We start from the raw sequence: 20,926 nt of genomic DNA, 5'->3' as shown, positions 1-20,926 counted from the left end.
CGAGGCGGGATCGGATCACGTCAGTAGCGCTGTTCCTGATGCCAGCGCCAGGCCGTGGCGATGATACGGTGCAGCTCGGGAATTTTGGGCGTCCAGCCGAGAACGCGGCGCGCCTTGCTGGCGCCCGCGACGAGCACCGGCGGGTCGCCTGCGCGGCGATCGGCGAGCTCCATCGGAATCGTCCTGCCGACCACCGCTTCGGCCGCGCGCAGCACCTCGATCACCGAAAAGCCCTGGCCGTTGCCGAGGTTGTAGAGCTGGAAATCGGGCTGGTCGGCGCGGTTGAGCGCGTCGTAGGCGAGCAGATGCGCGTCGGCCAGATCGTTGACGTGGATGTAGTCGCGCACGCAGTAGCCGTCGCGCGTGTCGTGATCCTTGCCGAACACGGTGACCTTGTCGGTGCGCCCGACCGCGGCGCGCAGCACGTTCGGAATCAGGTGCGTCTCGGGCTCGTGCGCCTCGCCGATGGTGCCCGACGGATCGGCGCCCGAGGCGTTGAAGTAGCGCAGCACCGCGGCGCGCAGGCCGTAGGCGCGGCAGTAATCGCTGATCATGCTTTCGCAGAACAGCTTGCTCCAGCCGTAGGTGTTGATCGGCGCGGTCGGATGGGTTTCGTCGATGCGCCGCTGCTGCGGAAAGCCGTAGACCGCCGCGGTCGAAGAAAACACCAGCCGGTCGAGCCTGTGGCGGCGCATGCCGTCGAGCAGCGTCATGACGCCGCAGGTGTTGTTGGCGTGATACAGCGCCGGGTCGACCATCGATTCGGCGACCAGCGAGCGCGCCGCGAAATGCAGCACGAGCTCGGGACGATAGCCTGCGAGCACCGGGTCGATGTCGGCGGCCCGCTGCAGATCGCCTTCGTAGATCCTCACGCCCTCCACGGCCTCGCGATGTCCGGTCGAGAAGTTGTCGAACACCGCGACCTCGTGTCCGGCGCGCTGCAGGGTCTTCACCATGTGGCTGCCGATGTAGCCGGCACCACCGATCACCAATGCCTTCATGCCCTTTTCGTCCTTGAAAAGAAGGAGTTCCGCCCGCAGGCACCGCCATCCATGGCAGGGACAAATACCTGCGCCCGGCGCGCCAGCGCCGGACGTCGTCCAAAGCTTTGTAAACTAGGCTTTCCGTTTAGTTAGCCAGCAGGAGCTGAGCCGTGCCTGACCGTACGGGCCGCCCCTCGATCGCGCTTTCGTCCGATGACTTCGATGACCTCCGATTCCGCCGCCTCCGAACTCCGCGCCCTGCTCGGCTCACGCTACGTCGACGCCAGCGACCGCCTCGAACGCTACGAAGTGCTCGAGCGCGGTCCGCGTGGCCGTACGGGCCTGGTGCTGCTGCCGCAGACCGAGGCCGAAGTCGGCGAGATCCTGGCGATCTGCAACCGCCATGCGATGCCGCTCGTGATCAGCAGCGGACGCACCGGCCTGGTCGAAGCGCAGCGCCCGCTCGGCGAAGCGGTGCTGAGCCTCGAAAAGCTCAATCGGCCGATCGCCTTCACGCTCGCCGACGGCCGCAGCTACACCTGGTCCGAGAACATCGTCGTCAGTGCGGCCGGCGATGCGCTGCTGGCCTGGTGGGAATCGCTCAAGCGGCCCGATCCGCGCGGCGCGCGCATCACCGTGCAGGGCGGCGTCGCCGTCGATGCGGTGAACGACTGGCTGCGTCCGCTGGGCCTGATGTTCCCGATGGAAATGGGCTCTAGCTCGTCGGCCAGCGTCGGCGCCTGCGCGGCGAACGCCTCGGCCGGCTCGAACGCGGTCTGCTACGGCACTGGCGCACACATGACCGAAGCGGCCTGGGGCTACTGGGGCAACGGCGAGCCCGCCGGCCCGTGCGGCGCCAGCCCGTGGCAGCCCTCGCCCGATCGCTTCGCGATCAACTCGCTGCACATCGAACCGGGCTGGGGTCTGCTCGGCTCGCAGGGCGCCTTCGGGCTCATCACGCGCCTGACGCTGCGCACGTATGCGATTCCGGCGCAGCGCGAGGCCGCGTTGATCCCGGTCGCCGACATGAAGCAGTCGATGCGCGTGCTCAAGGCCGCGCGCAAGCGCTTCGGCGAGCGTGTCGAGGAGTTCGAATTCATCTCGTCATCGGCGATGGACCTCGTGCGCGAGCTGCAGGGCGATGCCTTCCGCCTGCCGTTCCCGCAAGCCGTCGACAGCCCGCTGTATCTGCTGCTGCAGGTGAAGTCCGACGACGCCGACGAAGACCTCGCATCCTCGCTCTACGACTTCCTGGCCGGTGATCTCGACCTGCCCGACGAGCACATCGGCTACGCGCCGCTGCCCGCGCTCAAGAAGATCCGCCACTCGATCACCGAGGCGAGCAACGCGCGCATGCGCGCGCTCGGCGGCGGTCGCCTGAGCTTCGATACCGCGACGCCGCTGGTCGGCTTCGGCGAATACCTCGACGGCCTGCGCGCCGCGCTGGCCGAGCGCGCGGTCGGCACCGAGCTGATCGCCTTCGGCCATGCCGGCGTCGGCGGTGCGCACCTGCACGTGATCGGCACGAAGGAGCATCCGATCGCCCCGCGTTCGGCCGAGCTGACCGACCTGGTCATCGACGTCACGCTGCAGCATGGCGGCTCGTTCTCGGCCGAGCACGGCATCGGCTCGAAGTGGGCCGACGAATACCTGCGGCATTCGCCGCGCGAAGAACTCGACACCGTGCGCAGGCTCAAGCGCGAGCACGATCCGCTCAACATCCTCAATCCGCGCAGCTTCGGCTTCGATCGATTACTGGCTTCGTGAACCGCGTTCCCGTGGTGCGGCATGCGCTGAGCGCTCGATGAGCGCCTTCCTGCTTCTGCTGATCTGCCCGCTGCTCGGCTGGGTTTCCGCGCGCCTCAAGTGGATGCCTGACAACGCGGTGCCGGTCATCAACGCCTGGCTGCTGCGCATCGCGCTGCCCGCGGTGGTGCTCGAACAAATCCCGAAGCTGCATTTCGACGGCCGCATGCTGCTGCCCGCGCTGGGCCCCGTCGTGCTGATGTTCTCGACGATGGCGGTCATGGCGGTGCTCGCGCGTCGCCTGAACTGGGATCGCGGCACCCAGGGCGCGATGACCCTGTGCTGGGGGCTCGGCAACACCTCGTTCGTCGGCTTTCCGCTGCTGATCGCGCTGATCGGCCCGCAGGCGCTTGGCCCGGCCGTCATCGCGGATCAGGCCGGCTTCTATTGCACGACCTTGATCGGCCTGCCGCTCGCGGCGTATTTCGCGGGGCAGAAATCCAGGCCGCTCGATCTGCTGATCAGCGTGCTGCGCTTCGTGCCCGTGCAAGCGCTGTTCATCGCGCTCGCGATGAAGCTCGTCGGACTGCAATGGAACGAGGCGCTCGAAGGCGTGCTCAAGCGCCTGTCCGACACGCTGTCGCCGCTTGCGCTGTTCTCGGTCGGCTTGCAGCTGCAGCTCGGCGCGATACGCCGCTACCTGCCGCTGATCGGCATCGGCGTGGCCTGGAAGCTCTTGCTCGTCCCGGGCCTGATGTGGGTCGGCGCGCTCGTCATGGGCGTGCACGGGCTGCCGATCACGGTCGGCATCCTGCAGGTGGCGATGGCGCCGATGATCACCGCAGGCATCTTCGCCAGGCAGTACGGGCTCAATCCCGAGGCGACCACGGCGATGATCAGCATCGGCATCGCGGTGTCGTTCCTGACCGTGCCGATGTGGTACCTGCTCATCGGCGTGTAGGAGCGAATCAGGAGCCGGTGCCCTTCCAGACGACGGTGCCGGCGCTCGCGCGCACTTCGATGTCGTCGCGGCGCAGCGCCCGCTGCGGGTCCGCGAGTACGGCGGCGGAATTGCTGGCGTGATCGATGTGATGCCGCGGCCACAAGCCCACCCAGCCGTTGCGCCCCGAATGCTTGGCCGCGTAGAGCGCGTGATCGGCGAAGCTCAGCGCGTTCTTCCAGCCGGGCTTGTTCGCCGCGTCGCTCGCGAAGAACGGGCACGGGGCGAAGCCGACCGAGACCGTGATCGGATCATCGTCCGACAGGCGCTCGATGCTGCTGCGCAGGCGTTCGGACAGCGCCGCCGCGCCGGCGAAATCGAGGCCGTGCGCAAGCACCAGGAACTCCTCGCCGCCCCAGCGCGCCAGCACGTCGCCGCTGCGCTGAACCTTGCGCAGTCCTTCGGCCACGGTCTTGAGGGCGAGATCGCCGCCGTCGTGCCCGAGCCTGTCGTTGATGGACTTGAAGTGGTCGATGTCGATCAGCAGCACCACGCTGCGCGTCGCCTTGTCGGGCGCAGCCGTGGCCACGGCTTCGTCGAGCAGCCGGGTCGCGGCGCGCCGGTTCGGCAGGTCGGTCAGCACGTCGTGCGTGCTGAGCCGGTGCAGCTTGCGGTTCACGCGGCGCTGATACAGCGTCACCGCGAATGCGATGAACGCGGCCATGGCCAACGTGATGAGCTCCCAGCGGCGCACCAGCTGATCGCGCTCGGCAGTCAGCGCATTGACCTTGCTTTCGTGGCGCAGGCGTTCGATCTCGCGCGTGTCGGCCTCGCTCTGCAGTCGCGCCTGCAGCTGCGCGAGCCGCTGCACGTTGTAGCTGCGCAGCGGCGCGATTTCGAGCGCGTGGCGCTGCTCGCTCGTGCGCAGCGCGGCCACCGCCTGGCCCGCGGCGGCCTGTGCTTCGGCGAGCGCGCCGAGCGCAGTCAGTCGCTCCTGATGCAGGGCCGCGGATTCGGCGAGCTCGACGGCGCGTTTCGCCTTGGCGAGCGCCTGCGGCAGTTCGCCGGCGCCGCGCAGCAGTGCCGACAGCCGCGACAGGCTCATCGATTCGCCGCCCGGATCGGGCAGCGCACGCTGGGCTTCGATGGTGGTTTCGAGCAGGCGTCGGGCCTCGCGATCCTGGTGCCGGTGCTGCAGCAGCATCGCGCGCTCGGCGGCGAGCCGGTACTCGAACATGCGCGAGCCTTCGGCCTTGGCGAGGACTTCGGCGCGGTCGATCGCCCCGGCGGCCTCGTCGTAGCGTTCGAGCCGCACGAGGTTGTAGGCGAAGTTGTAGGCCAGCAGGACGCCGGTCGATTGGCTCGTCGCCAGCGCGAGCGCGGCGCGTAGCTGGCGATCGGCGGCCTCGGGATCGCCGAGATACTCGGAGTGGATCATCGCCAGGTTGGTCAGCATGACCTGCTGGGCTTCCTTGCCGTCCTCGTCGCCCTGGGCGGCCTCGTAGGCGCGCTCGTAGAGCGTCTCGGCCATCGCGATGTCGCCGATGTTGTGAAACACCGCGCCGGCATTGGACAAGGCGCGCAGCTGGAAGGCCGGCGAGAACTCGTTGTGGTCGACGATGTCGACGACGCGCTGCGCGGTTTCGCGCGCGCGTTGGGCATTGCCCGCGAGGCTCAGCGCCATGCCCTGGCAGCTCAGCGTCTTGATCCGGGTTTCGACCGAAAGCTCGGGCTTCGCGAGGATGGTGTCGGCGAGCGCGGCGGCGGCGGCGGGGTCGTCTCGGCGCAGCTTGAAGCAGCGGATCGCCTCGTCTTCGGGCGTCGGCGCGGAGGCTTCGGTCGGCGCCGCCGCTGATGCCTCAGTCGGGTTTTCGGCCGCGGCTTCGATGCTCAGGGCGAGCCATGACAGTGCTGCCAGTCGCCATCCGCTTCGCATGCGTGTCACCGCTAGTGGAAGGCGCGAGCGGGCTTGAAGTGGCGCATCGCGTTCCTCGCGTGAAGTTTCAGTGTCCCGAGTCGAAAAGTCCGCAAGCGAATCGGATCGCCTCCGATGCGGGACGCCAGCTGAGGTCCATCAGCTTTTGCGAGCCGACGATAGCGCGTGTGAACAGGCTTTCGGGCCAGCGGCCCGACGAACGCGGCCTAATCCTCGATAACCTCGGCGTGCAGGTCGTGCTCGTTCGACTCGATCACCCTGGCCTTGACGATCTGGCCGGGCTTGAGCGGGATTTCGCAGGACAGATACACCTTGCCGTCGATCTCGGGCGCTTCGCCGTAGCTGCGGCCGACCAGCACGCCGTCCTCGTCGGTGCCGTCGACCATGATGTCGAGCAGCTTGCCGACGCGCTTCTTGAGCCGCGCCTTGCTGATCCTGGCCTGCGCCTTCATGAAGCGGGCGAGGCGATCGGCCTTGACCTCGTCCGGAACCGGATCGGCGAGTTCGTTGGCGGTGGCGCCTTCGACCGGCGAATACTCGAAGCAGCCGACGCGGTCGAGCTGAGCCACTTTGAGCCAGTCGAGCAGCTCCTGGAATTCTTCCTCGGTCTCGCCTGGAAAGCCGACGATGAAGGTGCTGCGGAGCACAAGCTCCGGGCAGATCTTGCGCCAGGCCTTGATGCGCTCGAGCGTGTTCTCGGCGAAGGCCGGGCGCTTCATGCGCTTGAGCACGCTCGGCGAGCCGTGCTGGAACGGAATGTCGAGGTAGGGCAGCAGCTTGCCCTCGGCCATCAGCGGAATGATCTCGTCGACGTGCGGGTACGGATAGACGTAGTGCAGGCGCACCCAGATGCCGAGTTCGGCCAGGCCACGGCAGAGATCGAGCATCGACGTGCGGTACTCGGTACCGCGCCAGCTGCCGCCGCGGTACTTGAGGTCCGCGCCATAGGCCGAAGTGTCCTGGCTGATGACGAGCAGCTCCTTGACGCCGGCCTTGGCGAGCTTTTCGGCCTCGGTCAGCACCTCGGTGACGATTCGCGAGTCGAGCTTGCCGCGCATCGACGGAATGATGCAGAAGCTGCACTTGTGGTTGCAGCCTTCGGAAATCTTCAGGTACGCGTAGTGCTTGGGCGTGAGCTTGACGCCGACGTCGTCGGCCTTCGGCTTGCGCCTGGCCGGAATCAGGTCGACGAACGGGTCGTGCTGGTGCGGCACCGCGGTATGCACCGCGTCCATCACCGCGGTGAAATTCTGCGGCCCGCTGATCGACAGCAGCTCCGGAAACTTCTCGCGCAGCATGTCGCTCTTGGCACCGAGGCAGCCGGTGACGATCACCTTGCCGTTCTCGTTCATCGCCTCGCCGATCGCATCGAGTGATTCGGCCACCGCGCTGTCGATGAAGCCGCAGGTGTTGACGATGACGACGTCGGCGGCGTCGTAGGTCGGCGCGGTCTGGTAACCCTCGGCGCGCAGCTGCGTGAGGATGCGTTCGGAGTCGACGAGCGCCTTCGGGCAGCCCAGCGAAACGAAGCCGACCTTCGGGGCGGCGGACTTGCTGCGGGTACGACGAGGGGTGGCGACGGAGGACATCTGGGCGCGCTGCCGAAAAAACGAGGCGCGCATTGTACGGGCCTGCCGCGTGGGAATGCGAAGCAAGCGCCGCGCGGTCGCTGTCCGCCGTCGGGCAAGCGCCCGGGCCCTGGCTCAATGGGCCCGCTTTCCCGCCCCAGCCTCACCTGAACGAGGCGATCTTCGCCTCACGCCCGCGCGGCGTTGGCGGCGATCAGCTCGGACCAGCGCGGGGCCAGGCTCGGGGCCAGGTCGTGCCCCATGCCGGCGATCAGTTCGAGCCTCGCGCTGCGGATCAGCTGGGCGCTGCGGCGGCCGCAGGCCGGGCGCAGCAGCGGATCGGCCAGGCCGTGGACGATCTGCGTCGGCGCGACGATCTGCGGCAGCAGGTCTTCGAAGCTGCCGGTGGCGAGCACCGCGTGGGTCTGGCGCAGGGTCGCGCGTGGACGGAACGCGCGGTCGTAGGCACGGCCGGCGAGCTGCATGCGGTATTCGGTCGGCGTCGGAAAACCCGGGCTGCCGACCCGCCGCAGCATCGCGGTCGAGCGGCGGATCACCGCCTCGCGCGTGCGCGGACGCGGCCCGAGCCCGCTCATGCCGAACAGCACGTCGAGCCGGGCCGCCGGCAGCTTGGGATCGTTGGTGCTCGACATGATCGAGGTCAGGCTGCGCACGCGCCTGCCGAAGCGCGCGGCCGCGATCTGCGAAATCATGCCGCCCATCGACACGCCGACGAAATGCGCGCTGTCGATGCCGAGCGCATCGAGCACCCCGAGGCTGTCGGCCGCCATGTCGTGCAGCGTGTAGTTCGAGGCACAGGCCTTGCCGAAACGGCTGCGCAGCCAGTCGCGCGGCAGGTTGATGTCGACGCCCGCATCGGCATCGGACGACAGCCCGGAATCGCGATTATCGAAGCGGATCACGCGAAAGCCGCGGCCCACGAGATCGGCGCACAGCGCCTCCGGCCAGTGGATCAGCTGGCCGCCGAGCCCCATGACCAGCAGCAGCGGCTCGCCATTGGCGGGTCCGGCTTCTTCCCAGTGGAGTTGTTGCAGCCCATTGACGCAGGCGCTGCCGGCGGACCAGCACAGATTCATGACGGCTTGATGTCGGTTCGGTGAAATTTGAGTGACGGCCGGACCATAACAACAAATTTTGAATTTAGTCACCGCAAGTGGACCGCGGGCGACGGACGGTGGTTTCCGCGCGGTCTGCGCGTGCAGGTGCTTGGACAAGCACGGAAAAGTTAAGTCGATGTTCAGTGCCCAAACGCCCATCATGGCGCCCGAAGCCGCCGATGAGCAGCGCTCTTGCGGCTTTTATGACGATGCGCCCGAATTGGATGTGGATTGGACGGAGTTCAGGGATGAATGCAGATTTTTCGAAAGGCTTCCTCACGGATGAGGACATGGCGCAGGTGCGCGACATCATGGGCCTGCACGGCATCGAGGGCTTCGACGCCACGGTGCGTTTCTGGGGTCGCGGCAAGGCCGTGCAGGTCAGCGGCGACCTCGGCGAAAAGCAGCTGCAGTGCCTGCTCGAGATCGTGCGGGCCCTGAGCGCGCCGTTGACGTCTGCGCCCGCGGCCGAGGCCGTCATCGAATCGACGGCGGCGACGCTGCCGGCTACCGAGTTCGCACGCGCGGCCTGAGCCGGGCCGGGCTTTCAGGCAAGCTGGCGCGCCGGCAGCGTCGCCGGCTCCGAATCAGGCTCCGCATGGACTGGCATCGCAAGCTGCTGCAAAGCCCCGCCGAGATCGGCGAGCTGCTCGCCCGCACGCGGCGCATCGCCGTGCTCGGCATCAAGACCGAGGCGCAGGCCAACCAGCCTGCGTTCTACGTGCCGGCCTATATGGCCGACGCGGGTTTCGAGGTGGTGCCGGTGCCGGTCTACTACCCCGAGGTCACGCAGATCCTCGGCCAGCCGGTCTACCGCAAGCTCAGCGATGTGCCCGGAACCCTCGACATGGTCGACGTGTTCCGGCGTCCGGGCGATCTGCCCGCGCATCTCGACGAGCTGCTCGCCGCCCGGCCGCGCTCGGTCTGGCTGCAGCTCGGCATTCGCAACGATGCCTTCGCCGAGGCGCTCGCCAAGGCCGGCATCGAGGTCGTGCAGGACAAATGCCTGATGGTCGAGCACCGCAATCGCGGCACGCCGCCGGCCGCCGCGAGCGCCTGAAGAAACGGCCGCCTGCGGTAGCGTCGTAACGGCAGCGAAGGCGGAAACCAAAACAGGCGAAGCGCTCGCGCGCTTCGCCTGTTCTTTCTGCGGTCTTTCTTTGGTGCCGGAATCAGTTCAGCGCGCTCGCCGGCACCACCGGCAGCACCACGCTCGACGGGTGCTCGGCATCGCTGTAGATCGTCAGCACGCCGGCCAGCGATTGCAGCAGCGTCGGCACCGGTGGAACGCCTTGCGGCAGGTTGCTGGCCCCGACCGCCACGCGCAGGCGATGGCCCTTGGCGATCATCGCGCTGGTCGGGAAGATTTCGACCGGCACCAGCACGACGTTGCCGCTGCCGACTTCCTGCACGCTCGCCTGCGTATACGGATGCCAGGGCTGGATCATCTGGCCGTCGAGCTTGCGCGAGCGGCTGTCGTCGACCGCGCGCAGCGAGGCGGTCTGCAGGCCATTGGTGAGCGACTTGGCGACGCCGTTCTCGTCGACATCGTCGACGCGCACCGACAGGCCGGCGTCGAGCGCGGTGGTCGACATCCAGATGTCGGCCTGGATCGGGCCGTTGATGTAGTAGTCCTCGGCCATGACCGGCGTCTCGTACTTGATCGCCCAGCGCTCGGCCGAATTGCTGTTCTCGAAGCAGGGCAGCGGAATCAGGCCGAGCAGGCCGGCGGTCCACTGCGAGGTGCTGATCGAGCACAGGCCCTGGATCGGCAGCTGGGCGACCTGGTTCGATCCTTCGCCGGCGGCCGGCGCGGAGGTGTCGAGCGACTTGTCACCGCGCAGGTAGAGCCGCTGAGCCGAGGCGTCCGGATGCGGCCAGTCGCTCGCGGTCACGTAGTGTCCGTAGCCGAGCACGTACTGGGTGACGTTGGGAATCGTGTCGGCGCCGACGTCGAGGCCTTTGACGTACTGGTCGAACCAGCGCAGCACGATCTGGTTCATCGGCGGCACGCCGTCGACCGGCAGTCCGTTTCCGGTCGCGGCCTCGATGTGCGTCCATGGACCGATCAGCAGCTTGGCCGGAACCCGCGTCTTGAGGCGCTCATAGGTCATCAGCTCGCTGCGCTGGAAGATGTCGTGCAGCCCGCCGACGACGAAGGTCGGCACCTGGATCTGCGCCGTGGTTTCGAGCGGCGAGCGAGTGTTCCAGAACGCGCTGTCGTAGGCCGTCTCGGGCTCGCCGAGCAGGGCGCGCAGAATCGTCGGCACCTGGAAGTTGGCGACCGCGCTGAGCACGTGTTCGAGCAGGGCCGGGATGCCGACGGCCGGGTCGGTCAGCACGGTCGGGTTGGTGATGCCGAGTACCGAGACCAGACCGAGCCAGATCGGGATGAAGGTCGGGTTGACCTGCCCGCCCGTGAAGACGATGTCGCGGTAGCCGTCGCCGATCGGCACGATCGGGAACGCGGCCTTGACCGAGGGATGCTGCTGTGCCGCGGTCAGCACCGTGGTGATGCCGAGATACGACACACCGAACAGGCCGATGCTGCCGTTGCAGAACGGCTGCCGGCTCACCCAGTCGACGGTCTCGGCGTAATCGGCCTGCTCGTCCTCGCCGAAGGCTTCCCAGGAGCCCTGCGATTGCCCGGTGCCGCGCACGTCGACGACGACGTTGGCGTAGCCGCGCTGCACCAGGTACGGGTCCGCGCCGCCGATCGCGGAGACGGTTTGGCCGGCCACGCCGTTGTAGCTGGTCTGCACGAGGATGGTCGGCAGCGGCGTGGTCACCGCCTTGCCTGCGGCGTCGGCCGGCAGGGTCACGTAGACGGCCAGCTGCTTGCCGTCGCGCATGCTGATGAACTGGGTCGGCAGCTGGACGGTGCCGGGATAGGTGGCCGGTGGATCGTAGGTCGTCCACTCGCCGCCTTCGTTGCTCGTGACGATGCGGCCTTCCTGGGCCGGGGTGGCGCGGGTGCCGAGCGTGGTCCACGGCGAGGACTTGGTTTGCGGCGCTCCGTTGCCGCCGCCCTCGTCTCCCCCGTTGCTGCTGCAGGCGCTCGCAAGCACGAGCAGGCAGACGGCCGCCGCCGTCAGCGGCCTATTTTTCAGGTCAAGCTTCATCGGGTTCTCCTCCCTGATGCAAATTCTTTCCGGGGTGCCGGAGGCAATGCCGATGCCCTGTCGATGCTCGGCATTCGAAGTGTCGCGAATGATGACTGAACCATCAGCTGCGTCCCTATGGGCGCAGCGCCAACGGCCACCGTAAAACCAGTCATCGCCGTTGATTGCCGATGATCCGGACGCAGGCCTCTGGCTATGATGGCCGGAGGGGCAGGGACCCAGCGTGGACTGCCGACAAGGAGAGCAAGGTGGCCATGGCGCAGCGCACGATCCGGATCGCACCAGACCCGCAGGACGACGGGCCCGGACTCGCCGGAACCACGGTGGTCGCAGTCCCCACGCCGCGCGACAGGCTGCGGCCATGAGCACGACGCAAAGCCCTGCCTCCTGGCCCGACCGGCGCGCGCTCGATCTGCTCGGCATCGAGCGGCCGATCATCCAGGCGCCGATGGCCGGCAGCGGGACGCCGGAGCTCGCGATCGCCGTCTGCGAAGCGGGCGGCCTCGGTTCGCTCGCCTGCGCCCAATACAGCGTCGAGCAGGCGCGCGAGGCCGTGCAGGCGATACGCGCGGCGACGGACAAGCCGTTCAACCTCAATTTCTTCTGCCATCGCACGCCGGACTTCGATGCGCAGCAGCACGCGGCCTGGGTCGCGCAACTCGCACCCTACTACCGCGAACTCGGGCTCGATGTCTCGACGATCAAGCCGGCCGCGGGCCGCGCGCCGTTCGATGCGGCGTATTGCGAACTCGTCGAAAGCCTGCGTCCGCCCATCGTGAGCTTTCACTTCGGCTTGCCGGAGGCCGCGCTGCTCGCACGCGTGAAAGCGAGCGGTGCACGCGTGCTGTCGTCCGCGACCACGGTGGCCGAAGCGCGCTGGCTCGCCGCGCAAGGCTGCGACGCGATCATCGCCATGGGCAGCGAGGCCGGCGGTCATCGCGGCAGCTTCCTGAGCGAGGACATGGGCACGCAAGTCGGCACGTTCGCGCTGGTGCCGCAGATCGCCGACGCGGTCGAGGTGCCGGTGATCGCGGCGGGCGGCATCGCCGATGGACGCGGCGTTGCGGCTGCGTTCCTGCTCGGCGCGAGTGCGGTGCAGATCGGTACCGCGTATCTGTTCAGTCCCGAAGTGAAGCTGCCGCCGCTGCACCGCGCGGCGCTCGAAAACGTGAGCGACGACGGCACCGCGCTGACGAACCTGTTCACCGGCCGGCCCGCGCGCGGCGTGATGAACCGTCTCATGCGCGAGCGCGGACCGCTGTCGAAACACGCGCCGACGTTTCCGCTCGCCGGAGCGGCGCTCGCGCCGCTGCGCGCCGAAGCCGAGCGCAAGGGTCACGATGACTTCACCAACCTGTGGTCGGGCCAGGCTGCGCCGATCGCGCGCAGGCGTGCACAAGCCGCTGGCGCACTTACGCGATGTCTGGCCGAAGAGGCCTTGAAGCTGCTTTGTCAGGGAACGCGTGTCGGTGGCTTGAAGCGGGGGTGACGGGTTGCGAGCAGCCGTCTGTATTTTCGCAGCGCCCTGCAGGGCTTTTCGTCACCTCGCCGGAATCAGCCCGCCTTGCCGGGCCCCGGCGTGTTGCGCAGCTGCCGTTCCCACGGCTAGGCGATGCCGCCAAGGTGCGGGTGCTCACCCGAAGTGCTGATCGACTGTCTCGAACCGGAGCAGCTGGCGGACTAGCCGGTGATGAATCCGCGCGAATGAAGAATGTTCGAATGCCGTTGCCAAAATTCTGTCAGAGGCGCGGCTTCTTCGAAGCGCTCCGGGCAGGTACGGTGCTCGCTTCTTCGGCGAACTGCCGGACCGTGCCGATCAGGATGCGCCGGCAGTTGCGCACCACGTGCGTCGCCGGCCGCGTGTAGCCCGACAGCGCCCAGGCGCTCGCGGCGAAAGTCATCGCGCCGATCAGGGCAAGCCCGAGCACGCGACGATCCTCGGGATGCTTCTCGAACTCGGGCACATGCAGCTTCACCGCATCGAGCAATTGCTCGGCGAACTCCGACGTCGTCTTCAGGTACAGCGCGGTGATGGCGGAACTGACGCCGAGCACTTCGGCGAACAGGATGCGCGCCGCGCGCGGATCGCGAACGGTGTCGAGAAAGGCGGACAGGGCGGCGTCGAGCTGTGCTTCGAGCGAGCTCGGCGCCTTGACGATGGCGTCGTCGATCGCTGCATGCAGGCGCTCGCCGATCTCGCTGTACACCGCTTGCAGCAAAGCCTCGGTGGTATCGAAGGATTCGTAGAAATAGCGATCGGTGAGCCCGGCTTCGGCGCAGACCGCGCGCACGGTGGCGGCGCGATAGCCTTGCGTGCCGATGATGCTCAATCCTGCTTCGATGAAGGCGCGCCGACGTTCGCTGACGCGAGCATCGTGGGTCTGTCCGGCGTAGACGCGGCGGGCCTTGCGGGTGGGCATGGCTTATTTGACGACATGTGTCGTCAAACGTAAAGTGAATTCAACTGTCGTCAGATGAGATTCCTTCCGTGAAAGACTTCAAGGGCAAGGTCGCCGCGATCACCGGTGCGGCCTCCGGCATGGGGCGCTCGCTCGCCGTCGAACTCGCGCGTCGCGGCTGCCATCTGGCGCTGTCGGACATCAACACGGCCGAGCTCGAGAAAACCGCGCAGCTCGCGTCGCAGCACGGCGTGAAGGTGACGAGCGCCAGGCTCGACGTCGCCGATCGCGATGCGGTGTTCGCCTGGGCCGCGCAGGCGCAGGCCGATCACGGCAAGGTCAACCTGATCTTCAACAACGCCGGCGTGATGCTCGCGGTGCCGGCCGAGAGCGCCAGGATCGGCGATTTCGAATGGGTCATGGGCATCAACTTCTGGGGCGTCGTGCACGGCACGCAGGCCTTCCTGCCACTGCTGCGCGCCTCCGGCGACGGCCACGTGATCAACACCTCGTCGCTGTTCGGCCTCATGTCGATGCCGACACAAGGCACCTACAACGCGAGCAAGTTCGCGGTGCGCGGATTCACCGAGGCGCTGCGCATGGAACTCGAAATCGAAGGCGCGCCGGTCTCCGCGACCTGCATTCACCCGGGCGGCATCGCCACCAACATCGCGCTCGCCGGGCGCGTCGACGAGAGCGTCCGCCAGGTCACCGGCGTCGATGCGGAGCGGCTCAAGAAGCGCGCGCATCGGGTGATCCAGACCACCACGGCGGACGATGCGGCGCTGCAGATCCTGCGCGGCGTGGAACGCAATGCGCGTCGCGTGCTCGTCGGGCCCGATGCGCGCTGGTACGACCGGCTCGTGCGGCTGTTCGGTGCGGGCTACCAGTCCATCGTCGTCCGGCAGGGGCGCAAGCAGCTGCAGTTCGCGCTGAGCCGCGATGCGGCTGCGGGGAAATCCCATGGCGCCTGATTCACGCGCGGCTGCGAGCGCGGTCGCCGAATTCGACGTGCTCATCATCGGCGCCGGCCTGTCGGGCATCGATGCGGCGTATCGCCTGCAGACCGAGTGTCCGGCGCTGAGCTTCACGATCCTCGAAGCGCGACAGACGCTCGGCGGAACCTGGGATTTCTTCCGCTATCCGGGCATCCGCTCGGATTCGGACATGAGCACGCTAGGCTTTCCGTTCGAGCCCTGGGACAGCGATGTCGCGATCGCCGACGGCCCGGACATCCTGCGCTACATCCAGAACACGGCGCGTAAATACGGCATCGACCGGCGCATCCAGTACGGCCATCGCGTGATCGCGGCGGACTGGTCGTCGGAGTCCGCGCGCTGGCTCGTGACGGTCGAAACGGGCGGTGGGACGAAGCAGTTCCGCTGCCGTTTCCTGTATGCCTGCGCGGGCTATTACGACTATGCGCGCGGCTACATGCCCGAATATCCGAGCATCGAGCGCTATCAGGGGAAAGTGATCCATCCGCAGCAGTGGCCGGAGGATCTCGAGGTCGCCGGCAAGCGCATCGTCGTGATCGGCAGCGGCGCGACCGCGATCACGCTGGTGCCGGCGCTCGCCGCGCAAGGCGCGCAGGTGACGATGCTGCAGCGCACGCCGACTTACGTGATCAACCTGCCGAGGCGCGACAAGATGGCCGCCTGGCTGCGCAAGCGCCTGCCCGATGCGGCCGCGGGCTCGATCACGCGCTGGAAGAACATCGCGATTACGCTGTTCTTCTACAACTACGCACGCAAGAAACCGCAGCAGACGCGCGAGAAGATCCTGCATCTGGCGAAGCGGCAGATCGGCGCAGGCTTCGACGTCGACAAGCACTTCGGCCCGAGCTACAAGCCCTGGGACCAGCGGCTCTGCATCGTGCCGAACGGCGATCTGTTCAAGACCATCCGAGCGGGCAAGGCGGCGGTCGTCACCGATCGCATCGAGACGTTTACCGAAACCGGCATCCGCACGCAGTCCGGCGAGGAGCTGCCGGCCGACATCGTGGTGTCGGCCACGGGCCTGGTGATCCAGCTGCTCGGCGGTGCGCGCGTGACGGTCGATGGCGAACGCGTCGATACCTCGAAGAAGATGGTCTACAAGGGCATGATGTTCGACGGCGTTCCGAACCTCGCGTTCGCGTTCGGTTACACGAACGCCTCGTGGACGCTCAAGTGCGACCTGTCCGCGCAGTACGTCTGCCGTCTGCTCAACGACATGCAGCGCCGCGGCCGCGACATTTGCGTGACGCGCCGCGAAGCCGACGCGCAGGCCGAGGCGATGGTCGATCTCGAATCGGGCTACATCCAACGCGCCAAGTCGGTGATGCCGCAGCAGGGCGCCGCTGCGCCGTGGCGCGTGCATCAGAACTATCTGCTCGATCTCGCGGCGACGCGCTTTTCGGGCCTCGACGACGGTGCGATGCACTTCGAGAAAGCGCAGGCGAAGACGCGGAGCGCCGCATGAGCGGCGCGGCGCTGGACTGGAAGCCCGGGCGCGCCTCGACCAACGGCGTCGAGCTCGCCTACGAGGAAGCCGGCCCGAGCAATGGCGCCTGCGTACTGCTGATTCCGGGGCTTTCGTGGCAGCTGATCCACTGGCCCGACGACTATTGCCGTCGGCTCGTCGAGCGCGGCCTGCGCGTGATTCGCATCGACAACCGCGACGCCGGCCTGTCGACGATCCTCAAGGGCCGCACGCGCATCAACCTCATCAAGGCCACCATCCGCAGCAAGCTGCGGCTGAGCGTGCAAGCCGATTACACGTTGCACGACATGGCAGCCGACGTGATCGGCCTGCTCGATGCGCTTGCGATCAAGCGCGTGCATCTGGTCGGCATGTCGATGGGCGGCATGATCGCGCAGGTGGTCGCGGGCACTGCACCCGAGCGCGTCGCGAGTCTGACCTCGATCATGTCGACGACGAATCATCCGTGGCTGCCCGGCGCCGCAGCGGCGGTGCAGAAGCGCCTGCTCAGCCGCTCGCCCGACAACCAGCGCGAAACCATCGTTGCACGCGACATGGCGATGCAGGCGATGATCGGCAGCCCGCGCTATCCGGCATCCGAGCAGGAGCGGCGCGCGCTCGCCGAGCGGGCGTTCGACCGCGCGCATCGTCCGGGCGGCGTGCTGCGGCAGATGAATGCGATCATCGCGACCGGCAGCTTCGAGCGCACGCTCAAGAACATCAGCGCGCCGACGCAGATCATTCACGGCCGAGACGATCTGCTCGTGCGTCCGGCCGGCGGCAGGCGCAGCGCCAAGCGCATTCGCGGCGCCAAGCTCGCGATCATCGACGGCATGGGCCATGATCTGCCGCAAGCCCTGCTGCCGCAGATCGCGCAGCTCACGCTGGACAACATCGCGAGTGCCTGAGCCATGAGCCGTGAACGCTATGCGCACTTCCAGGTCATCACCACGCGCTGGAAGGACAACGACGTCTACGGCCACGTGAACAACGTCGAGTACTACAGCTACTTCGACACCGTCATCAACACGTTTCTGATCCGCCAGGGCGGACTCGACATCCATCGCGGAGCGAGCATCGGCCTGTGCGTCGAATCGCATTGCCGCTTCGAAGCGCCGATCGAATTTCCCGATGCGGTGCACGCGGGCTTGCGCGTGTCGAAGCTCGGCAATTCGAGCGTGCGCTACGAGATCGGCCTGTTTCGCGAGAACGAAGATGCGCCGGCCGCCGAAGGCTGGTTCGTGCACGTGTTCGTCGAGCGGCAGAGCCGTCGTCCGGCGGCCTTGCCGGAATCGCTGCGCGCCGCCTTGAACACGTTGTTGCGCGAATAGGAGAGTCCATGAAAGTCCGCGCCGCCGTTTTGCGTCAGATGGGTTTGCCGGCTCCGTATGCGCAGTCCAGGCCGCTCGTGATCGAGACCATCGAGCTTGCGGCGCCGGGTGCCGGCGAGTTGCGCGTGAAAGTGCTCGCGGCGGGTTTGTGCCACTCCGATCTGTCGGTCATCGACGGCTCGCGTCCGCGCGTGATGCCGATGGTCATGGGCCACGAAGCGGCCGGCGAAATCGTCGAAGTCGGCTCCGGCGTGCAGGACTTCGCGGTCGGCGATCGCGTGGTGTTCTCGTTCGTGCCGGGCTGTGGCCATTGCCTGCCGTGCGCGGGCGGCCGTCCGGCGCTCTGCGAGCCCGGAGCGAAGGCGAACACGAGCGGCACACTGCTCTCGGGCGAACGCCGCTGGCGGCAGCAGGGCGACGATCTGCATCACCATCTCGGCGTCTCGGCCTTCGCCGAATACACGGTGGTGTCGGCGCGTTCGGCGGTGAAGATCGATCGCGAGGTTCCGCCGCAGATCGCCGCGCTGTTCGGCTGCGCGGTGATGACCGGCGTCGGCGCGGTGGTGAACACCGCGCGCGTCGCCCCGGGCGAGAGCGTTGCCGTGCTCGGGCTCGGCGGTGTCGGGCTCGCGGCGCTGATCGGTGCGCGCGCCGCGGGTGCCTATCCGCTCGTCGCGGTCGACGTCCTGCCGCAGAAGCTCGCGCTCGCGGCCGAACTCGGTGCCACGCACTGCGTACTCGCCGAGCCGGGCGCCGACGTCGTCGCTCAGGTTCGTGAAGTTACCGATGGCGGCGCGCTCTACGCGATCGAAACCGTCGGCAGCGAAGCGGTGCTCGCGCAGGCCTATGCCGCGACGCGTCGCGGCGGCACGACGGTGACGGTCGGCTTGCCGCATCCGTCCAGACAGTTTTCGATTTCGGCCGTGAGCCTGGTGGCCGAGGAGCGCACGGTGAAAGGCTCGTACATGGGCTCCTGCGTGCCGGCGCGCGACATTCCGCGCTTCGTCGGGCTTTATCGCGCCGGCCGCCTGCCGGTGGACCGGCTGCTCACGCACGAGATCGCGCTCGATGACCTCAACGAGGCTTTCGACCGCCTCGCGAGCGGCGCGGCGGTGCGGCAGGTCATTCGCTTCGGGTGATCGGTTTGCGGCGGCCCGATCCGAGGCCGGCCCCAGATCGGCTCGACCGGGCATTCCGATTCGGCTTGCCGTAGTCGGGCAGCCGCAGCACCGCGCCGTTCGATGCGCCCCTCCGAGCAGGCTGCGACCGGTGAACTCCTCGCCGGCTCGGGCCTGATGCCGTCGGTTTACCCGTCGGGCGCCGCCGCACTACCCATTTAGCCTGCGCGTTCCTACTCGGTTGGGCGGTGACGGCACCGGGCGGTGTCCCTAAGCTTCAAAAAAAGCGTTACGACTCAAAACAATGGAGGAGTTCCATGTTCGACGCACCGCCTGAAGCACCCAGCAAGACCTACGATGCCGTCATCGTCGGTGCCGGTATTTCCGGCCTGTACCAGCTCTATCGCCTGCGTGAGCAGGGTCTGCGAGTCCGCCTGTTCGAGGCCGGCAATAGTGTCGGGGGCACCTGGTACTGGAATCGCTATCCCGGAGCCCGGGTCGATTCGCAGTCCTACATCTATCAGTACTGGTTCTCCGACGAACTGCTGCAGGAATGGACCTGGTCGGAACGTTTCCCGGCTCAGGCGGAAGTGGAGCGCTACCTCAATCACGTGGCCGACCGCTTCAAGCTGCGTGACGACATTCAGTTCAACACGCGCATCCGTTCCGCCCACTACGACGAGAAGAGCGGGCGCTGGACCGTCACCTCCGAAGCCGGCGAATCGTTCGACTCGCAGTTCGTGGTGATGTGCGTGGGTGGCCTGTCCGCGCCGATCGTGCCGCCGTTTCGCGGGCACGAGAACTTCAAGGGCCAGATCTTCCACACCGGCCGCTGGCCCAAGGAAGGCGTGGACTTCGCCGGCAAGCGCGTGGGTGTGATCGGCACCGGCGCCACCGGCATCCAGGTGATCCAGACCATCGCGCCGACCGTTGGGCACCTCACCGTATTTCAGCGCACGGCGAATTATGCGATCCCGATGCGCAATCCGAAGTACGGCGCCGAAGATCATTCCGATTTCCGTCAGCGCTATCCGGCGCTCAAGGCGCGCGTCCACTCCACCTTCGCGGGCTTCGACTACGATTTCCACGGAAAGCCTTACCGCGAGATGGCGCCCGAAGAGCGCAACAAGATACTCGAGGAACTGTGGGCCGACGGCTCGCTGTCGATGTGGATCGGCGGCTTCAGCGAAGTCTTCACCGACGCCGAGGTCAACGAGGAAATCTCGAAGTTCGTCCGCGCGAAGATCCGCGCGCGAATCAACGACCCCGCGGTGGCCGACAAGCTCGTTCCGACCGATCACGGCTTCGGTACCCGTCGCGTACCGCTGGAGACGCGCTACTTCGAGGCCTACAACCGCGACAACGTCGAACTCGTCGACGTGAAAGCGGAGCGCATCGAAGAGATCACCGCCAATGGCTTGCGCACCTCGGCGCGGGAATACCCGCTCGACGTCCTGATCTTCGCAACCGGTTTCGATGCCGGCACCGGTGCGCTCACGTCCATCGATGTGCGGGGTCGTGGCGGCAAGTCGCTCAAGGAGAGCTGGTCCAAGCAGGTTCACACGACGATGGGCTTGCAGATCAACGGCTATCCGAACCTGTTCACCACGATGGCGCCGCTGGCGCCCGCCGCGGCCTTCTGCAACGTGCCGACCTGTCTTCAGCAGCAGGTGGACTGGATCAACGATTGCATCCGCTACGCGCGCGCCAAGGGCGCCAGCACCGTGGAGCCCACTGCCGAGATGGAAACACGCTGGCTCGCGCATCACAACGAGGTCGCCAACATGACCCTCGTTCCCAAGACGCCCAGCTGGTACACCGGAGCCAATGTCGACGGCAAGCCTCCGATGTTGCTGTCCTACATCGGCGGCGTGGGCGCGTATCGCCAGCAGTGCGAAGAGGTGAAGGCGAGCGGATACAGCGGCTTCGTCATCGAGTAGTCGCTCAGTCCATGGATGGCAGCGCCATCCATATCCCTGCTCCCGTATGACGCGCCATCCCGATGCCGACGAGGATCGAGGCGCGTGATCCGGGGGCGTGGAGAGCTCGCGCGAATGCGCGCGCTCTCGCTCGACTGTCACGACCAGCTTGTAGCGAGATGGTCTGCCTCTTGATCTGGCTGATGCCCGAAGTAGCGGGGAGCTCGGCTCGGCATGGCGGAAAAGGCCTGCCGAACTGCTCTTCCGCTTCGATCCAATCTGA

17 protein-coding genes are annotated in these 20,926 nt (G+C 67.2%); 11 read left to right on the top strand and 6 right to left on the bottom strand.

Features of this window, described 5'->3' with window-relative positions:
- Positions 1–20: 20 nt before the first annotated feature.
- Complete coding sequence (gene galE, locus AC3WUM_RS06120) at positions 21–1,001, bottom strand: UDP-glucose 4-epimerase GalE (protein ID WP_492409312.1); 981 nt, start codon at positions 999–1,001, stop codon at positions 21–23.
- A gap of 204 nt (positions 1,002–1,205) precedes the next feature.
- Between galE and AC3WUM_RS06115 the strand changes: the two genes are divergently transcribed.
- Together AC3WUM_RS06115 and AC3WUM_RS06110 are read left to right on the top strand one after the other, a co-directional pair.
- Positions 1,206–2,750, top strand: a complete 1,545-nt coding sequence (locus tag AC3WUM_RS06115) for an FAD-binding oxidoreductase (RefSeq protein WP_492409311.1) — start codon at positions 1,206–1,208, stop codon at positions 2,748–2,750.
- Between the two features lie 37 nt (positions 2,751–2,787).
- Positions 2,788–3,690, top strand: coding sequence for an AEC family transporter (locus tag AC3WUM_RS06110; protein WP_492409310.1), 903 nt, complete (start codon positions 2,788–2,790; stop codon positions 3,688–3,690).
- Positions 3,691–3,697: 7 nt separating this feature from the next.
- On the opposite strand, the gene AC3WUM_RS06105 is transcribed toward AC3WUM_RS06110, so the two are convergent.
- The 3 genes from AC3WUM_RS06105 to AC3WUM_RS06095 form a co-directional block, all read right to left on the bottom strand.
- On the bottom strand, positions 3,698–5,605 hold the full coding sequence (locus AC3WUM_RS06105; RefSeq protein WP_492409309.1) for a GGDEF domain-containing protein: 1,908 nt from the start codon (positions 5,603–5,605) through the stop codon (positions 3,698–3,700).
- A gap of 206 nt (positions 5,606–5,811) precedes the next feature.
- On the bottom strand, positions 5,812–7,194 hold the full coding sequence (rimO, locus tag AC3WUM_RS06100; RefSeq protein ID WP_492409308.1) for a 30S ribosomal protein S12 methylthiotransferase RimO: 1,383 nt from the start codon (positions 7,192–7,194) through the stop codon (positions 5,812–5,814).
- 167 nt (positions 7,195–7,361) lie between these two features.
- Positions 7,362–8,270 (bottom strand): alpha/beta fold hydrolase, encoded by a 909-nt coding sequence (locus tag AC3WUM_RS06095; RefSeq protein WP_492409307.1) that lies wholly within the window; start codon positions 8,268–8,270, stop codon positions 7,362–7,364.
- Positions 8,271–8,539: 269 nt separating this feature from the next.
- On the opposite strand from AC3WUM_RS06095, the gene AC3WUM_RS06090 reads away from it, so the two are divergent.
- Positions 8,540–8,824: a hypothetical protein gene (locus AC3WUM_RS06090; RefSeq protein WP_492409306.1), complete on the top strand. Its 285-nt coding sequence runs from the start codon at positions 8,540–8,542 to the stop codon at positions 8,822–8,824.
- A gap of 65 nt (positions 8,825–8,889) precedes the next feature.
- Positions 8,890–9,351, top strand: a complete 462-nt coding sequence (locus tag AC3WUM_RS06085; RefSeq protein WP_492409305.1) for a CoA-binding protein — start codon at positions 8,890–8,892, stop codon at positions 9,349–9,351.
- A 112-nt stretch (positions 9,352–9,463) separates the two neighbouring features.
- Here AC3WUM_RS06085 and AC3WUM_RS06080 read toward each other — a convergent pair whose 3' ends face one another.
- Complete coding sequence (locus AC3WUM_RS06080; RefSeq protein ID WP_492409304.1) at positions 9,464–11,413, bottom strand: CocE/NonD family hydrolase; 1,950 nt, start codon at positions 11,411–11,413, stop codon at positions 9,464–9,466.
- A 361-nt stretch (positions 11,414–11,774) separates the two neighbouring features.
- On the opposite strand from AC3WUM_RS06080, the gene AC3WUM_RS06075 reads away from it, so the two are divergent.
- On the top strand, positions 11,775–12,902 hold the full coding sequence (locus tag AC3WUM_RS06075) for an NAD(P)H-dependent flavin oxidoreductase (protein WP_492409303.1): 1,128 nt from the start codon (positions 11,775–11,777) through the stop codon (positions 12,900–12,902).
- A 250-nt stretch (positions 12,903–13,152) separates the two neighbouring features.
- Here AC3WUM_RS06075 and AC3WUM_RS06070 read toward each other — a convergent pair whose 3' ends face one another.
- Positions 13,153–13,833 carry a TetR/AcrR family transcriptional regulator gene (locus AC3WUM_RS06070; protein ID WP_492409302.1) on the bottom strand — a complete coding sequence of 227 codons (681 nt, stop codon included), beginning with the start codon at positions 13,831–13,833 and terminating at the stop codon, positions 13,153–13,155.
- Between the two features lie 68 nt (positions 13,834–13,901).
- Between AC3WUM_RS06070 and AC3WUM_RS06065 the strand changes: the two genes are divergently transcribed.
- From AC3WUM_RS06065 to AC3WUM_RS06040, 6 genes are all read left to right on the top strand, one after another.
- Positions 13,902–14,786 (top strand): SDR family NAD(P)-dependent oxidoreductase, encoded by an 885-nt coding sequence (locus tag AC3WUM_RS06065; protein WP_492409301.1) that lies wholly within the window; start codon positions 13,902–13,904, stop codon positions 14,784–14,786.
- Positions 14,776–16,275, top strand: coding sequence for a flavin-containing monooxygenase (locus AC3WUM_RS06060; RefSeq protein WP_492409300.1), 1,500 nt, complete (start codon positions 14,776–14,778; stop codon positions 16,273–16,275). The genes AC3WUM_RS06065 and AC3WUM_RS06060 overlap by 11 nt, the downstream gene beginning before the upstream one ends.
- Positions 16,272–17,183, top strand: coding sequence for an alpha/beta fold hydrolase (locus tag AC3WUM_RS06055; RefSeq protein ID WP_492409299.1), 912 nt, complete (start codon positions 16,272–16,274; stop codon positions 17,181–17,183). Before AC3WUM_RS06060 ends, AC3WUM_RS06055 begins: the two co-directional genes overlap by 4 nt.
- 3 nt (positions 17,184–17,186) lie before the next feature.
- Positions 17,187–17,606: an acyl-CoA thioesterase gene (locus AC3WUM_RS06050; RefSeq protein WP_492409298.1), complete on the top strand. Its 420-nt coding sequence runs from the start codon at positions 17,187–17,189 to the stop codon at positions 17,604–17,606.
- An 8-nt stretch (positions 17,607–17,614) separates the two neighbouring features.
- Positions 17,615–18,745, top strand: a complete 1,131-nt coding sequence (locus tag AC3WUM_RS06045; protein ID WP_492409297.1) for a zinc-dependent alcohol dehydrogenase family protein — start codon at positions 17,615–17,617, stop codon at positions 18,743–18,745.
- Positions 18,746–19,041: 296 nt separating this feature from the next.
- A complete protein-coding gene (locus AC3WUM_RS06040) occupies positions 19,042–20,664 on the top strand; it encodes a flavin-containing monooxygenase (RefSeq protein ID WP_492409296.1) in 1,623 nt (540 codons plus the stop codon).
- The last annotated feature ends 262 nt before the right edge of the window (positions 20,665–20,926 follow it).

The sequence above is a fragment of the Hydrocarboniphaga sp. FW305-C-57 genome, assembly GCF_058783045.1.
Note: the sequence above shows the minus strand (reverse complement) of the source record. Positions and strands in the feature narration are given on the sequence as shown.

Coding starts and splice junctions, on each gene's coding strand:
- AC3WUM_RS06075 (WP_492409303.1), top strand. CDS start 11,775: ATGAGCACGACGCAAAGCCCTGCCTCCTGGCCCGACCGGCGCGCGCTC.
- AC3WUM_RS06080 (WP_492409304.1), bottom strand. CDS start 11,413: ATGAAGCTTGACCTGAAAAATAGGCCGCTGACGGCGGCGGCCGTCTGC.
- AC3WUM_RS06090 (WP_492409306.1), top strand. CDS start 8,540: ATGAATGCAGATTTTTCGAAAGGCTTCCTCACGGATGAGGACATGGCG.
- AC3WUM_RS06060 (WP_492409300.1), top strand. CDS start 14,776: ATGGCGCCTGATTCACGCGCGGCTGCGAGCGCGGTCGCCGAATTCGAC.
- AC3WUM_RS06115 (WP_492409311.1), top strand. CDS start 1,206: ATGACCTCCGATTCCGCCGCCTCCGAACTCCGCGCCCTGCTCGGCTCA.
- AC3WUM_RS06070 (WP_492409302.1), bottom strand. CDS start 13,833: ATGCCCACCCGCAAGGCCCGCCGCGTCTACGCCGGACAGACCCACGAT.
- galE (WP_492409312.1), bottom strand. CDS start 1,001: ATGAAGGCATTGGTGATCGGTGGTGCCGGCTACATCGGCAGCCACATG.
- AC3WUM_RS06095 (WP_492409307.1), bottom strand. CDS start 8,270: ATGAATCTGTGCTGGTCCGCCGGCAGCGCCTGCGTCAATGGGCTGCAA.
- AC3WUM_RS06085 (WP_492409305.1), top strand. CDS start 8,890: ATGGACTGGCATCGCAAGCTGCTGCAAAGCCCCGCCGAGATCGGCGAG.
- AC3WUM_RS06055 (WP_492409299.1), top strand. CDS start 16,272: ATGAGCGGCGCGGCGCTGGACTGGAAGCCCGGGCGCGCCTCGACCAAC.
- AC3WUM_RS06040 (WP_492409296.1), top strand. CDS start 19,042: ATGTTCGACGCACCGCCTGAAGCACCCAGCAAGACCTACGATGCCGTC.
- AC3WUM_RS06110 (WP_492409310.1), top strand. CDS start 2,788: ATGAGCGCCTTCCTGCTTCTGCTGATCTGCCCGCTGCTCGGCTGGGTT.
- AC3WUM_RS06045 (WP_492409297.1), top strand. CDS start 17,615: ATGAAAGTCCGCGCCGCCGTTTTGCGTCAGATGGGTTTGCCGGCTCCG.
- AC3WUM_RS06105 (WP_492409309.1), bottom strand. CDS start 5,605: ATGCGAAGCGGATGGCGACTGGCAGCACTGTCATGGCTCGCCCTGAGC.
- rimO (WP_492409308.1), bottom strand. CDS start 7,194: ATGTCCTCCGTCGCCACCCCTCGTCGTACCCGCAGCAAGTCCGCCGCC.
- AC3WUM_RS06050 (WP_492409298.1), top strand. CDS start 17,187: ATGAGCCGTGAACGCTATGCGCACTTCCAGGTCATCACCACGCGCTGG.